The sequence below is a fragment of the Pseudomonas asplenii genome, assembly GCF_001293465.1.
Classification (GTDB): domain Bacteria; phylum Pseudomonadota; class Gammaproteobacteria; order Pseudomonadales; family Pseudomonadaceae; genus Aquipseudomonas; species Aquipseudomonas fuscovaginae_B.
In genome coordinates this window covers 218,950-233,476 of sequence record NZ_JSYZ01000009.1, presented here as the reverse complement: position 1 = coordinate 233,476, position 14,527 = coordinate 218,950, and the positions used below count along the sequence as shown (strand labels likewise).

General features: G+C 65.0%; 9 protein-coding genes. All 9 read right to left on the bottom strand.

Annotated features, from left to right (window positions below; all coding sequences use genetic code 11):
* Positions 1 to 53 precede the first annotated feature (53 nt).
* A complete protein-coding gene (ccoP, locus tag PF66_RS12750) occupies positions 54 to 1,028 on the bottom strand; it encodes a cytochrome-c oxidase, cbb3-type subunit III (RefSeq protein WP_054061069.1) in 975 nt (324 codons plus the stop codon).
* Positions 1,025 to 1,210: a CcoQ/FixQ family Cbb3-type cytochrome c oxidase assembly chaperone gene (locus tag PF66_RS12745; RefSeq protein ID WP_026145428.1), complete on the bottom strand. Its 186-nt coding sequence runs from the start codon at positions 1,208 to 1,210 to the stop codon at positions 1,025 to 1,027. The genes ccoP (PF66_RS12750) and PF66_RS12745 overlap by 4 nt, the downstream gene beginning before the upstream one ends.
* Before the next feature lie 6 nt (positions 1,211 to 1,216).
* On the bottom strand, positions 1,217 to 1,825 hold the full coding sequence (ccoO, locus tag PF66_RS12740) for a cytochrome-c oxidase, cbb3-type subunit II (RefSeq protein ID WP_017905624.1): 609 nt from the start codon (positions 1,823 to 1,825) through the stop codon (positions 1,217 to 1,219).
* The gene (ccoN, locus tag PF66_RS12735; RefSeq protein ID WP_054061068.1) at positions 1,825 to 3,267 is read right to left on the bottom strand and encodes a cytochrome-c oxidase, cbb3-type subunit I; all 1,443 of its coding nucleotides are present in this window, start codon (positions 3,265 to 3,267) and stop codon (positions 1,825 to 1,827) included. The genes ccoO (PF66_RS12740) and ccoN (PF66_RS12735) overlap by 1 nt, the downstream gene beginning before the upstream one ends.
* Before the next feature lie 334 nt (positions 3,268 to 3,601).
* Positions 3,602 to 4,540, bottom strand: a complete 939-nt coding sequence (gene ccoP, locus PF66_RS12730; RefSeq protein ID WP_054061067.1) for a cytochrome-c oxidase, cbb3-type subunit III — start codon at positions 4,538 to 4,540, stop codon at positions 3,602 to 3,604.
* The gene (locus PF66_RS12725; RefSeq protein ID WP_337959421.1) at positions 4,537 to 4,731 is read right to left on the bottom strand and encodes a cbb3-type cytochrome oxidase subunit 3; all 195 of its coding nucleotides are present in this window, start codon (positions 4,729 to 4,731) and stop codon (positions 4,537 to 4,539) included. The genes ccoP (PF66_RS12730) and PF66_RS12725 overlap by 4 nt, the downstream gene beginning before the upstream one ends.
* Before the next feature lie 3 nt (positions 4,732 to 4,734).
* Positions 4,735 to 5,343, bottom strand: coding sequence for a cytochrome-c oxidase, cbb3-type subunit II (gene ccoO / locus PF66_RS12720; RefSeq protein WP_054061066.1), 609 nt, complete (start codon positions 5,341 to 5,343; stop codon positions 4,735 to 4,737).
* Positions 5,344 to 5,353: 10 nt separating this feature from the next.
* Entirely contained in the window at positions 5,354 to 6,778 is a 1,425-nt protein-coding gene (gene ccoN, locus PF66_RS12715) for a cytochrome-c oxidase, cbb3-type subunit I (protein WP_054061065.1), read from the bottom strand.
* A gap of 210 nt (positions 6,779 to 6,988) precedes the next feature.
* A complete protein-coding gene (locus PF66_RS12710) occupies positions 6,989 to 14,416 on the bottom strand; it encodes an Ig-like domain-containing protein (RefSeq protein ID WP_152973010.1) in 7,428 nt (2,475 codons plus the stop codon).
* Positions 14,417 to 14,527: the final 111 nt, after the last annotated feature.

Below are 14,527 nucleotides of genomic sequence, written 5' to 3'. Positions count from 1 at the left end.
AGGCCCCGTCGGTCCATGCCGGCGGGGCCTTTGTCGTTGCGGCAAGCCGGGGCTTATTCGGCGGGCTTGTCGTTACCGTGGGACAGGCTGTAGACGTAGGCCGCCAGCAGGTGGACCTTGTCGTTGCCCTGGGTCTGCTCCTGGGCCGGCATCTGCCCCTGGCGACCGTAACGGATGGTCTGTTGCAACTGCGCGAAGCTCGAACCGTAGATGAACGCGGCCGGGTGCGTCAGGTTCGGTGCGCCCATGGCCGGGGTACCCTTGCCTTCCGGTCCATGGCAGGCCACGCAGTTGGCGGCGAACAGCTTCTGGCCATTGACCGGGTCGGCCTTGGCGCCTTCCGGCAGCTTGCGACCGTCGAGGTTGGTCAGCACGAACGCGGCGACATCGGCCACGCCCTGCTCGCCGATCACCTCGGCCCAGGCCGGCATCACCGCATGGCGACCGCCCATGATGGTCTGCTTGATGGTCTGCGGGTCGCCGCCCCAGCGCCAGTCTTCATCGGTCAGGTTGGGGAAGCCATAGGCCCCCTTGGCGTCTGAACCGTGACACACCGAGCAGTTGGAGGCGAACAGTCGCCCACCCATCTTCAGGGCCTGCGGGTCCTTGGCCACTTCCTCGATGGGCATGGCGGCGTATTTGGCGAAGATCGGCCCGAATTTGGCATCCGACCTGGCCATTTCCTTCTCCCACTCGTGCACGCCGGTCCAGCCGGTCTGGCCGTTGGCGAAGGGGGTCTGCTTCTCGTTGTCCAGGTAGTTGTAACCTGGCAGTACCCCTTTCCAGTTGCCCAGGCCCGGGTACAGCACCAGGTAGCCGAGAGCGAAGATCAGGGTGCCGACGAACAGCATGAACCACCATTTCGGCAGTGGGTTGTCGTACTCCTCGATGCCGTCGAAGGAGTGGCCGACGGTCTCGTCGGTCTGCTCGGCGCGCTGGCCCTTGCGGGTCGACAGCAGCAGCCAGGTCAAGGCGAAGATGGTACCCAGGCTGAGGACTGTGACGTACAGACTCCAGAACGTAGTCATTCTTTGTTACTCCTAGAAGCTTGCTCGACGTGCTTGATGGCTTCGGGATCGTCCGCGAAAGGCAGCAAGGTCGCGTCTTCAAACTCCGCCTTGCGCTTGGGGCTGAAGACCCACAAGGCCAGGCCGACAAAGGCCACCATCACCACGAGGGTGCCAAGGCCACGAATCATCCCGATATCCATGAACAATCACCGTTTGCTTTTGATGATGGTGCCAAGGCCTTGCAGGTAGGCCACCAGCGCGTCCATTTCGGTCTTGCCCTTCACGGCATCCCTGGCACCGGCGATGTCTTCGTCGGTATAGGGCACGCCGAGCGAGCGCAGGACTTCCATCTTCTTCGCGGTGTCCTTGCCGTCGAGCTTGTTTTCCACGAGGAACGGGTACGCCGGCATTTTCGACTCGGGCACCACGTTGCGCGGGTTGTACAGGTGCGCGCGGTGCCAGTCATCGGAGTAACGACCGCCGACACGGGCCAGGTCCGGGCCGGTACGCTTGGAGCCCCACAGGAACGGGTGGTCCCAGACGCTTTCACCGGCTACCGAGTAGTGCCCGTAGCGTTCGGTTTCGGCGCGGAACGGCCGGATCATCTGCGAGTGGCAGCCGACACAACCGTTGGCGATGTAGATGTCGCGGCCTTCCAGTTCCAGGGCGGTACGTGGCTTCATGCCTTCGACCGGCTTGTTGGTGACGTCCTGGAAGAACAGCGGGACGATCTGGGTCAGGCCGCCGATGCTCACGGCGATGACCATGAAGAAGGCCAGCAGGCCGATATTCTTCTCGACTACTTCGTGCTTCATCAGTGGGCTCCAACGACAGCGATCTGAGCGGCGGCTTCAGCTTCAGCCGGGTTCGAGGCGCGAACGGTACGGAAGGTGTTGTAGGCCATCAGCAGCATGCCCGTGGCGAAGAACGCCCCGCCCAGGGCGCGGACGATGAAGCCGGGGTGGCTGGCCTGCAGCGCTTCGACGAAGGAGTAGGTCAGCGTGCCGTCGTCGTTGATCGCCCGCCACATCAGGCCCTGGGTGATGCCGTTGACCCACATCGAGGCGATGTAGAGCACCGTGCCGATGGTCGCCAGCCAGAAGTGCGCGTTGATCAGGCCGACGCTGTGCATCTGCTCGCGGCCGAACAGCTTGGGAATCATGTGATAGACCGCACCGATGGAAATCATCGCCACCCAGCCGAGGGCGCCGGCGTGGACGTGGCCGATGGTCCAGTCGGTGTAGTGCGAGAGCGAGTTGACGGTCTTGATCGCCATCATCGGACCCTCGAAGGTCGACATGCCGTAGAACGCCAGGGAGACGACGAGGAAGCGCAGGATCGGGTCGGTGCGCAGCTTATGCCAGGCGCCGGAGAGGGTCATCATGCCGTTGATCATGCCGCCCCAGCTCGGGGCCAGCAGGATGATCGACATGGCCATGCCCAGCGACTGGGCCCAGTCCGGCAGGGCGGTGTAGTGCAGGTGGTGGGGACCGGCCCAGATGTACAGGGTGATCAGTGCCCAGAAGTGGACGATGGACAGGCGATAGGAGTAGATCGGGCGTTCGGCCTGTTTCGGCACGAAGTAGTACATCATCCCGAGGAAGCCGGTGGTGAGGAAGAAGCCCACCGCGTTATGCCCGTACCACCACTGGATCATCGCGTCGGTCGCGCCGGAGTAGGCCGAGTAGGACTTGAAGAAGCTCACCGGCAGCGAGGCGTGGTTGACGATGTGCAGCATGGCGGTAACGATGATGAACGCACCGTAGAACCAGTTGCCGACATAGATGTGCTTGGTCTTGCGCTTGATGATGGTGCCGAAGAACACCAGGGCGTAGACCACCCAGACGATGGCCAGCAGGATAGCCAGCGGCCATTCCAGTTCCGCGTATTCCTTGGTGGTGGTGTAGCCCAGCGGCAGGGTGACCAGGGCGCCGACGATCACGGCTTGCCAACCCCAGAAGTGGAAGGCCGCGAGGCTGTCGGAGATCAGTCGCACCTGGCAGGTACGCTGCACCACATAGTAGGAGGTGGCAAACAGTGCACAACCACCGAAGGCGAAGATCACCAGGTTGGTGTGCAGCGGGCGCAGGCGTCCAAAACTCGTCCACGGCAGACCGAAATTCAGCTCCGGCCAGACCAGTTGAGAGGCAATGAAGACTCCGAGCCCCATGCCAAGGATCCCCCAGACCACCGTCATGATGGCGAACTGGCGGACTACCTTATAGTTATAAGCAGTCTGACTTATTGCTGTGCTCATTCTAAGGTTCCACGGTTTGGGTATAGTTATTAGGGGTGAAAATCGGCCGCAAGTATGGATAAAGAGTAGGGTCATTGCAACGCGCCATGACCTGGGTCAATACCTTGCGACGCTGATTCTGCGGCCTTTCCATGCTCGGTGTAGGGTCAAAACGCGCGCTCGCGAAAACCGTGACCGACCGGTTGACGAGGGGTTGCGGATTGATCGAGGTTTGGAAAGCTTAGTACCGATTCCCGGGAGTGGGTAGGCAGAGCGAAACCGAGGTGCGACACTCGGTCGCGCAGGGGAGGGGAACTGCCGCATCCTGATCGATGCGGCAGGAAATATCCGGTATTTATTGAGCTTTGTTTTCTCCTTGACTGCCGTGGGAAAGGCTGTACACGTAAGCGGCCAGCAACTGCACCTTGTCGTTGCCGAGCAGTTCGCTCTGGGCCGGCATGTGGCCCTGGCGACCGTGGCGGATGGTCTGCTGCAGTTGCGCCAGGCTGGTGCCGTAGATGAACGCGGCCGGTGTGGTCAGGTCCGGTGCGCCCATGGCCTGGGTACCCTGGCCGGTGGCGCCATGGCAGGCGACGCAGTTGGTGTTGAAGACCTGCTGGCCGGCGGCCAGGTCCGCGCCGTTGCCTTCCGGCAGCGGCAGCTTGCCCAGGCCGTGGCGCACATAGGCGGCGACGTTGCGCACACCGTCCTCACCGAGGATGTCGCCCCAGGCCGGCATCGCCGCGATGCGGCCACCCATGATGGTGGTCTTGATCGTGTCGGCACTGCCGCCCCAACGCCAGCTGTCATCGGCCAGGTTCGGGAAACCGTAGGCGCCCTTGGCGTCCGAGCCGTGGCAGACCGCGCAGTTGGAAGCGAACAGGCGTCCGCCCATTTTCAGCGCCTGTGGATCCTTGGCCACTTCTTCCACGGGCATGGCCGCGAACTTGGCGAAGATCGGCCCGAACCTGGCATCGGCCTTGTCCATTTCCTTTTCCCACTCGTGCACGCCGGTCCAGCCGTTCTCGTAGCCGGGCAGGATGCCTTTCCAGTTGCCCAGGCCGGGGTAGAGGATCAGGTAGCCGACGGAAAACACCAGGGTGCCGGCGAACAGCATGAACCACCACTGCGGCAGCGGGTTATCGTACTCCTCGATGCCGTCGAAGCTGTGGCCCATGGTCTGGTCGACGCTGCCCTTGGTCTCGCCCTTGCGCGTGCCGATCAGCAGCCAGGTCAGGCCGATCAGGCTGCCGATGGTCAGTACGCAGATGTACGTACTCCAGAAGGTGGTCATGGCCGGTTGCTCCTTGTTGCAGGGTCTTGTTCAGGTGTTTCGGGCAATGGATCGTCGGCGAACGGCAGCATGCGTGCCTGGGCGAACTCCGGATTGCGCTTGCCGTTGAACACCCAGATGGCGAGGCCGACGAAGGCGATCATCACCACCAGGGTGCCGAGGCCGCGGATCATTCCGCTACTGATCTCCATGGCTCACCTCTTGCTCTTGATCGCGGTGCCGAGCACCTGCAGGTAGGCGACCAGCGCGTCCATCTCGCTCTTGCCCTTGAGGCTGGCGACGGCGCCGGCGATGTCGTCGTCGCTGTAGGGCACGCCGAGGGTGCGCATGGCGCGCAGCTTGGTTTCGGTGTGGCTGCTGTCCAGGGCGTTGGCGACCAGCCACGGGTAGGCCGGCATCTTCGATTCCGGTACCACGTTGCGCGGGTTGTACAGGTGCGCACGGTGCCAGTCGTCCGAATAGCGGCCGCCGACCCGGGCCAGGTCCGGGCCGGTACGCTTGGAACCCCACAGGAACGGGTGGTCCCAGACGCTTTCACCCGCTACCGAATAGTGCCCGTAGCGTTCGGTCTCGGCGCGGAACGGCCGGATCATCTGCGAGTGGCAACCGACGCAGCCTTCGCGGATGTAGATGTCGCGGCCTTCCAGTTGCAGTGCGGTGTAGGGCTTCATGCCTTCGACCGGCTTGTTGGTGACGTCCTGGAAGAACAGCGGGACGATCTGGGTCAGGCCGCCGATGCTGACGGCGAATACCATCAGCAGCATCAGCAGGCCGACGTTCTTTTCGATCACTTCGTGTTTCATGGCGAACTCCTCAGGCCATCTGCGCGTTGGCGGTGACGGTGGCAGGTGCTGCACCGCGCACGGTGCGCCAGGTGTTGTAGGCCATCAGCAGCATGCCGCTGAGGAAGATGGCACCGCCGATCAGCCGCACGATGAAGCCGGGATGGCTGGCCACCAGGGTTTCGACGAAGGAATAGGTCAGCGTGCCGTCCTCGTTGACCGCGCGCCACATCAGGCCCTGGGCGATACCGTTGACCCACATCGAGGCGATGTAGAGCACGGTGCCGATGGTGGCCAGCCAGAAGTGCGCGTTGATCAGGCCGACGCTGTGCATCTGCTCGCGGCCGAAGACTTTCGGGATCATGTGGTACAGCGCGCCGATGGAGATCATCGCCACCCAGCCCAGCGCCCCGGCGTGCACATGGCCGATGGTCCAGTCGGTGTAGTGGGAGAGAGCGTTGACGGTCTTGATCGCCATCATCGGACCCTCGAAGGTCGACATGCCGTAGAACGCCAGGGACACCACGAGGAAGCGCAGGATCGGGTCGCTGCGCAGCTTATGCCAGGCGCCCGAGAGGGTCATCATGCCGTTGATCATGCCGCCCCAGCTGGGTGCCAGCAGGATCAGCGACATCACCATGCCCAGCGACTGGGCCCAGTCCGGCAGGGCGGTGTAGTGCAGGTGGTGGGGACCGGCCCAGATGTACAGGGTGATCAGCGCCCAGAAGTGCACGATGGACAGGCGATAGGAATACACCGGGCGTTCGGCCTGCTTGGGCACGAAGTAGTACATCATCCCCAGGAAACCGGCGGTCAGGAAGAAGCCCACCGCGTTGTGCCCGTACCACCACTGCACCATGGCGTCGGTGGCACCGGCGTAGAGCGAGTAGGACTTGGTCAGGCTGACCGGGATTTCCAGGTTGTTGACGATATGCAGGATCGCCACGGTGATGATGAATGCGCCGAAGAACCAGTTGCCGACATAGATGTGCTTGGTGGTGCGCTTCATCACCGTGCCGAAGAACACGTAGGCATAGGCGACCCAGACGATGGTGATCAGCAGGTCGATCGGCCATTCCAGCTCGGCGTATTCCTTGGAGCTGGTGTAGCCCAGCGGCAGGCTGATGGCTGCCAGCAGGATCACCAGCTGCCAGCCCCAGAAGGTGAAGGCCGCCACCTTGGGCGAAAACAGCTGGGTCTGGCAGGTGCGCTGCACCGAGTAGTAGGAGCTGGCGAACAGTGCGCAGCCGCCGAAGGCGAAGATCACCGCGTTGGTGTGCAGCGGGCGCAGGCGGCCGAAGCTGGTCCACGGCAGGTTGAAGTTGAGTTCGGGCCAGACCAATTGGGCCGCGAGGAAAACCCCGAGCCCCATACCGACGATGCCCCACACCACCGTCATAATGGCGAATTGGCGGACCACCCGGTAGTTGTAGGCGGTACTGATTGAAGTGTTCATGGTTCCCCATCCACGGTTCGGGCCAACGCGCAGACGGCCTGCCAGGCGGCCTGCATGTCCGGCCCGGAGTTATAGGCAGACTAAAGCAAGCCAAGCATGGGCAAATAGCCAGCGGCGGGTATTGACGGGGGTCAATGGGCTCCGCCATGGAGCCCGGGTGCAGGCGTGGGGCGTCGTCGCAGCGGGCTGCGCGACGCCCGGATCAACGGATCAGGTGCAGGGCAGCAGCCTGCTGCCCAGGCCCAGGCCCGAGGCATGGTGGGTCAGGGTCACCAGGCCGAGGTCGACGGTGAGCCCGGGGTGGGGGATCTCCGCCACGTCCGGCTTGCGCATGTCCAGCACCAGCAGGATCAGGCCCAGCGTGCCTTTCTTCGCGGTCATCGACCAGGTGAACTTCTCCGTGCTGTGCTGCAGTGGCCAGCGATTGCCATAGAGCCTGCGAATGGCCTTGAGCTCGTCGATGTCGGGGAGCCTCAGGCCCTTCATCGTGGCGTTCTCGGTCGTGTCATCGCTGTTGGCGACGCCGAGGTCGTAGCACAGCATCACACCGTACACGTTGACCTGGTATTTCTTGAACTGCCCGGCCTTGTCCCGCACCACGATATGCGTGCTGCCGTTGCTGCGTACCGTTACCCGGCCATTGCGGTCGACTGCGGCGACCTTCGGATTCTCGCTGCTGTAGGTGTAGCCGGGGACTCCGCCGCTGGGCACCCGCTGGACCCAGGTGCCCGGGCCGAATTCGGGCAGCACCTGAGGGTGGCAGGGGATCAGGAATATCTGGCCGTGCAGGTTGACCGGGCTGGTATCGAGCAGCAGTTCAGGCACGCGCATTTTCGCCCGCACCGTCAGGGTCAACCGTGGGAAGAGTACGGCCGTGGTTTCGTCGGCACTGCCATCGAAGCTCGCCTTGAGGGTCAGCGTCAGGCCGCTCAGGTCCCGCAGGCTGTCGAGCCCGCTGCGTGGCAGCTTGCCGTGAATGACGTCGGAGATACTGGTGATTTCCTCCGCCTTCCAGAGCGTGAAACGATAGGGCGTACCATCGTTGCGGGTGCCTTCGACCTGCAGCCAGACCCGTTGCCCGACCTGGATATGCGGCCACTTGCCGACCTCCACGGTGGCATCTGCGCTGAAGGTGTTCAGGTCCAGCAGCCGATCCCTGGCCTCGCGAACCTCGGGGGCCGGCAGGTTTCGCGGCAGCAGCACCGACAGTGGCAGGACCTCGGACGGTGACGCCACACTGCCACGGGTGAGGGTATAGCCGACATCCACGTTTTTGCCGATGTTGGCGCTGACCGCGGTGACCGGGGCGAAGAAGGCCAGGCTGCCGCTGTCGCTGCCCGGTTGCGCCGGCAGCGTCGGCGTGCCGTTGCCCGCAGTCCCGCGCCAGTAGGCCTGGACGCTGTCGCTGCCCTGCATGCCGGCATAGCGCACGTCGATGGTCGCCCCGCGCTGGGCCAGTTCCGGTAGCAGGAACGTGCCGCCGGCTTCACGGACCCTGGGCCTGGGCAGATCGAGCGGGCCGGCACTGACCGGCAGGTAGCGCGGCAGCGACGGGAAGCTGTCCCCGGCGCTGGTGGTGACTTCGTAGTGCAGGGTGACCGAGCCACCGGCCAGCACGCTGACCTTGTCGTCGGGAATCAGGAACTGGATGTCCTTGTCGATGTCCTCCTCGCGCAGGGTGATCGTCCGGTCATACGGCACCTCGCTGCCGCTGGCCGTCCGGCCGAGCCAGGTCAGCTTGACCTGCTGCCCGGCGGCGATGAAGTCGTAGGGCTCGACATGGGCGATCACATTACGGAATGCCGGGTCGAGCACGTTGCCGTTCTGCTCGGCAAGCGGCACCCGCGGCGGCTTGAGGGTGCGTGCCCGGCCGGTGATCCACAGCGGCCGGCTCTTGGAGCGACGGCTGGGCTGGCCGGCGATGTCGACATAGTAATAGAAGCGGGCCAGGCCACGGAGAATGGCAATGAACTGCTCGTAGGGGACCATGAAGGAGACGAAGGGGTCGCTGTCGTGTCCGGGGCTGCTCTGGGTATGGGGCAGCAGCTGCTGGCCCTCGGCATCCTCGCGCTCCACCACCAGGCGCACGGTATGACCGCTGTTCATCCCTTCGTAGCGCAGTACCAGCACCTGCACGTCGGCGCCGTCGAGTTCGTCCAGGTTCAGCATCATGCCCTGGGCCTTGGGAACCACCGGTGCGAGCAGGGACGGATCGCCGATCCCGACCTCGATGAGTGCCGGCCGTGACCATTGCGACCAGTTGCCCACCTCGTCGCGGATCTCGTAGCGCACGATGATCGAATCGGAGTTGCCGGCATCCCGGATGATCTCCGGATCGATGGGGATCACCACTTCGTCGCTCGGCTCCATCAGCTCGGGGTGCTGCACGTGGCGACCATGCCAGGACACCAGGATCCGGTCGCCACGGGCCATGTTCGCATAACGCCTGACCACCACGCTGACGCCCTCGGGGTCCTCGATCACCCCGGGCGGCAGCACCTGGGGCAAGGCGAGTTTTTCGTTCTCGCAGAGGGTGGCGCCGTTGCCGGCCTTGCACGAGCGTTCGGGAGCACCGGGACTGTCGAGCTTGACCCGCACCGTCTGCCGGCCTTCCTCGGGCGTACCGCCGGGAAAGGGGGTGAGCACATAACGCACGGTCGTGGTCCCGGAGGTGATCCAGCGGGTTTCGACTTTCAGGGTGATGTGCCCACTGCTGGGCGTGTTGCCCTGGACATGGGTGGCGACGGGGTTGGGATGAGTGCCCCAGTACAGCTCTATCCTGTCCTTCGGCTGCAGTTGCAGCGGCCCGACCAATACCGGCAGGGCCCGCTGCGGGTCGATGACATCGGTCGCGCCCACGCCCAGTTCATGGAAGCTGTTGATCAGCGGGGGTGTCAGTGCCCGTGCGGTCCTGGACAGGCGGGTGGGGAGACTGGCCAGCGGTTTCCAGCTGGGCTCCACCGGGCCTGCCTGTCGCCACTGCCCGCTGGTGACCAGCACGCTGAGGTTGCCGGTGGCGGCGACCTTCTGCACGAAGGCGGCATCGGGCAGTTCGATCACCTGATGCTCGGCCGAAGAACCGTTCTGCGCGGGCAGGCCCGTGGCGCACAACTGGCGTTGGGCGGCGGAGCCAAGCGGGGTGTACTTGAGCAGCGCACCATCCGCCGCGGAGAGATACAGCCCCCCGAGATAGGTCCCCTGGTTCTCCAGGGTCCGGGTGGCGAAGCAGATAAAGGTGACGGAAAAGAAGTCGAGCACCGCCGTACGCTCGGTGCCCAGGTAGGCCGGGCCCGTGGCATGGGCGATATGCAGGCTGTGCAGGTCATAGGTGTGGTCGAATGTCAGCGGCAGGCGCTCCTGGTCCAGTTCCTGGGCCTTGGTCGCGGCGATGGCGCGAGTGACCTTGACCTCCCGCTCATTGCTGAACGGTTCGATGACCGCGTAGCAGTGACTGGCCTGGCAGCGATAGGTCGCACTGACCACCAGTTGCTGATGCCGACGCTCGATCCGCCGATGGCTGTAGCGTGCGGCGTCGTCGGCGTGATTGAACAGCGGGCCGACTTCATAGCGTTCCGGTTGCCTGGCCGCTTGCAGGGCGGGGTCCCAGTTCGTGCCGATCGGGCCGCGTGCCGACCAGAAGCTGCCGCTGCGCAATACCTGCAGCTTGCCGCCGGCCGCGACCTGGCGCAGGTAGGCCAGCGGAGCCAGGGTGCCCTCCTCCAACTGGCCCTGGGTCGGGATGCCATCCGAGGCGAAGACCGCGCCCTCGGCGGTCTCGTCCTGCTTGGGAAACACCTCGACCTGGTATTGCAGCAGGGCTCCATCAGGGATCGACAGGTAGAGCTTGACGCTCGATTCCAGCCCGGGTGTCTGGGACACGGGGCAGACGCCACGGGCGGTGGCGATCAGGTGGGCAAAGTCGCGTGCACCGATGAAGTGGCGATAGGTCGGGTCGGCCAGCAGTCCGGTCGTACCTTGGCGGACCGGTGGGGCGACATAGACCCCGTCGAAGTCGTAGCCCTGGGCAATCATCTTGAACAGGTCGACATGCTCGGGAAACACCCGGTAGCGGTTGAACCGGGACCCGCCATCGGCGACGGCAGCGGTCGAGACATATTCCTCGCGTCCGGTTTTCCTGAAGATGAAACCGAACAGCGTCTCGTCCGACTGGCCTGCCGCGGCCAGGGCATGGCGCAGGGCATCCTGGGCGTCGATATGCACCGGGCTCAGGTCCGGGAAGGCCGTGGCGTGTCCGTGATTGCTCGCCTGGCGGCTGTTGCCGGCGCGAAAGCCGTCGGCGCTGGCATTCAGGCTGGAGACCACACCCTTGTGGACCCAGATCGCGCCCGGTACCAGCACCAGCAGTTCACCGGCCTGCAGCAGGTCCCGGGCATAGGTGGCCAGCACGCCCTTGTCATCCGCCCTGGCACTGCTGATCCGCCGTTGCAGGGGGTTGTCCATCACCTGCAGCGGGCGGTCGGCGGGCGGTGACAGCTGGTTGAACAACACCTGCTCATGGGCGGAGCCGCTGGCCGTATAGCGAATCAGCGAGCCGTCGCTGCCCGAGAAATAGCGGTAGGGGATCGAGTCGCGTTCCCTGATCGCCTGGTGGAGGTCCCAGGTGCGGAACAGATTGAGGTAGAGCTCGGCTTCGTCCTCGGGCAGGTGGAAGTCGATGGTGCCCAGGCCCGAGTGGTAGACGCCGACCACCTTGTGGTTTTCGGGGAAGAACGCCGCCTTGACGTCCTTGGGGAAAACCCGCTGGTGGTCGAAGACCGCCGTCGGCGACAGCCAGGGTTCGGTGGCGACGAACAGCCCGTCCGGACGCTGCAGCACCAGGCCGCCATGGACTTGGTCGTGACGATGCGGAATCTGCCCATGGGCATGCCGGGCGGCATCGTCGGCGCGGGAGAACACCGGCCCCAGCAGGCGGCGCTGGAAGTGCTGGTAGGGCTTCCAGGTGTCGCTGACCGGCCCTTCGCGATCCCACAGTTCGCTGCTCCTGAGCACGCTCAGGCTGCCGGCACGGGCCAGGCCATGGACGAAATGGCGAACTTCCAGGTTGCCCAGGGTCACCTGTTCGCCGAGGCTCGGCTCGCTGCCCTGGCGCTTGAGCAGCAGGTCGTCGGCCTCGGCATCCCGTGACAGGTACTTGAGCCAGGCGCCCTCGCGGGTGCTCAGGTAGAGGGGCAGCGCTTCGTCGAGCGGATCATCCGGGCGCAGATAGGGCAGGGCGGCGGCAAGATCGATGGGGTTGAAGACATTGCGGTACTGCCAACTGTCCCCGGCAGGGACGGGGTCGGGATACAACGCGGCGCTGTAGCTGATGGCCGCCAGCTCGAAATCGGCCGGCAGGTCGGGATGGCCCATGGCATTCGTGCCGAATACCGCGGCCGGGGAAAACGGCGGCGTGCCGGCCACGACCGGTTCGCAGGCGACGTATCGTGCCCCTTGCCGATGCTTGAGGATGAAGCTGATCCGCTGTTGCGGGTGCTGGCCATCGAGGCGTTGCAGGGTGTGGCGGGCGGCGGCTTCCAGGTTGTCGAACAGCGGCCCCAGGGCCGGCCTCGGCTGATCGAGCGGTGCCACGATGGGATTGGGGGCCCAGTTCGCTGGCAGCTTGCCAGGCTTGCCCCAGTAGCGGTCGCCCCGGACCAGGTAAAGGCCCTGGGTCTTGGCCAGCAGCCTGATGAAATCGCTGGGCAGCAGTTCGCCCTTTTCCAGTTGTTCCTCGATGGCACTGCGGCCAGAACGGGCCTTGGGCAGCAGACGGATGACCAGTTGGTCCTCCTCCTGGCTGTCGCTGGGCAGGTACTTGACCAGGTTGAGGTCGCTCATCAGCACATAGAAGGCCTGCAGGCCCGCGGACCGGCCGGCGATGGTGGCTAGTACTTCCTGGGCGGTGATGCTGCGGTGAGCCAGGCGGAACTCATCCTCGGGCAGGTTCGCCAGTGCTCCGGAACGCTCGACATTCCTCAGGTTGATGTTGGAGCGATACACGGCATGCAGCCGATGCCCCGCCGGGAAGGCGGGAAGGCCGGTTTCCGTGCTGGGATAGAGCTGGCTGGCGTCGAACAGCCGGCCTTCGGTGAAACGCGGTTGTGTGGCGACGAAGCTCTGGTCCGCGCGTTGAAAGATCAAGCCGCCCATTTGCCGGGCGTGGCCGCCCAGAGTGATCTGCTGGGCATAGCGCGCCGCATCATCGGCCGAGAGAAACGCCTGGCCCAGTTCCGGTACGGGGCTGTCGGCGAAGGGTTGCCAGGTATCGGCCGGCACCCTGCCGGCGCGATTCCACAGGCGGCTGCCGACCAGTACCCGCAGGGTCCCGGCTTCGGCCAGGCGGCGTACCCATTGCGAGGTCGACAGCTTGCCATTGAGCAGTTCGCGGTTGAAGCGCTCGGCTCGCGCTTGCCAGTCGGCGCGTTCGGGGAGCAGGGCCCGTTCCAGTTCGCTGTCCCCGGACTGGTAGGACAGCAGGGCGCCATCGGCGGTACCCAGGCACAATGGCAGGGGCGCTCCGCCCTGGGGGCGCAGGCGCCGGGCCTGGTCGAGACCGGCGAGCAGGTCGTGGGGGCGCAGGGTGTTTTCATACAGCCAGTTTTCCTCTGGCGGCGACTGCCCGGGCAGGCCGTCGGCCTGGGCGTACAGGCCGGCCAGCACCACTTGCGCTGGCAGCGCCTGCAGGCCGATGGGGTCGAACAGCGGGCCGGCAACGGCGACCGGCTCGGTGGCGCGGAATTCGTCCTTGTGTGGATGCTTCACGATCAGCGATTGTTGTCGGTGCCGGCCCTTGAGCCCCACCTGGCCATGGATATGCCGCACAGCCTCATCGAAGCTGACGAAGGTTCGGCTCAGGGCCGACGTGGGTTGATCCTTGCGTGCCTGCGTGGTGCGGATCCCGGCAGCGTCGGGTTTCCAGGTGCTGGTGATGCGCTGCGCCGGGCCCCAGAAGGCATCGCCGCTGACGATCGACAGCTCGCCGGCCTCGGCAACCTGGTGAATCAGGGCCAGTGGCGTCAGTGTCCGCTTGTCCAGGGCCGAAACCAGCGGCGCAGGCAACTGCAGCAGATGACCGAGGATGGCCGAGGGGGCCTGCAGGCCGGCCTGGAGTGCCTGCTCGGCTTTCGAGTCGCTGGAAAGGTAACGCAGCAGCACGCCGTCGCCGACGGCCAGATAGCATGTCGCGAACCGCGCACGCAGGCTGATCGCCTGCTGCAGATAACCGATCTTGTCGGAGAAGCCCGAAGCCAGCGCCTGGTGGATCTGCTCGTCCTCGGACAGGCTGGCGGCGGGTGCGGTGTCGCTGTAGGACACATAGCCAGCCTCGATCCGGTGGCCCGGGGGCAGTTCGCTGTCTTGCGGCACGGAGGGCCACAGGCTGGCCGTGCTACCCTGGCGGGCGGTGAACTCCTGCGGGGTGCTGGCGTGAAACAGGCCCTGGGCGTCCCGGGTGAGCAGCCCCCTGAAGCGGATATCGGTGCTGAATTCCGAGGCCTGGTAGGCGGCCCGCAGCTGGATGCACTGGTGCCTGGCATCGAGCATGGCGGCATCGAGGGTCGCGAAAGCGGCGCCGAATGCCGATACAGCCCGGGACGAGGCGGTGGAGCGGGAATCGCTGAGCGACGGTTCTGAGGTCATGACATTACCCGTTGACGGAAAGAGAGGCGGGCATCGGCGCCCAGGGGCGCTGGCCCGAGGCTTCTGAGTGTTCAGAAGGTGGGCGGTCATTCTCGAAAGATCCCCGTTGCG

Bases quoted from the DNA above. Each gene is read 5' to 3' on its own strand.
- ccoP (WP_054061069.1), bottom strand. From the start codon at position 1,028: ATGACTACGTTCTGGAGTCTGTACGTCACAGTCCTCAGCCTGGGTACC.
- PF66_RS12745 (WP_026145428.1), bottom strand. From the start codon at position 1,210: ATGGATATCGGGATGATTCGTGGCCTTGGCACCCTCGTGGTGATGGTG.
- ccoO (WP_017905624.1), bottom strand. From the start codon at position 1,825: ATGAAGCACGAAGTAGTCGAGAAGAATATCGGCCTGCTGGCCTTCTTC.
- ccoN (WP_054061068.1), bottom strand. From the start codon at position 3,267: ATGAGCACAGCAATAAGTCAGACTGCTTATAACTATAAGGTAGTCCGC.
- ccoP (WP_054061067.1), bottom strand. From the start codon at position 4,540: ATGACCACCTTCTGGAGTACGTACATCTGCGTACTGACCATCGGCAGC.
- PF66_RS12725 (WP_337959421.1), bottom strand. From the start codon at position 4,731: ATGGAGATCAGTAGCGGAATGATCCGCGGCCTCGGCACCCTGGTGGTG.
- ccoO (WP_054061066.1), bottom strand. From the start codon at position 5,343: ATGAAACACGAAGTGATCGAAAAGAACGTCGGCCTGCTGATGCTGCTG.
- ccoN (WP_054061065.1), bottom strand. From the start codon at position 6,778: ATGAACACTTCAATCAGTACCGCCTACAACTACCGGGTGGTCCGCCAA.
- PF66_RS12710 (WP_152973010.1), bottom strand. From the start codon at position 14,416: ATGACCTCAGAACCGTCGCTCAGCGATTCCCGCTCCACCGCCTCGTCC.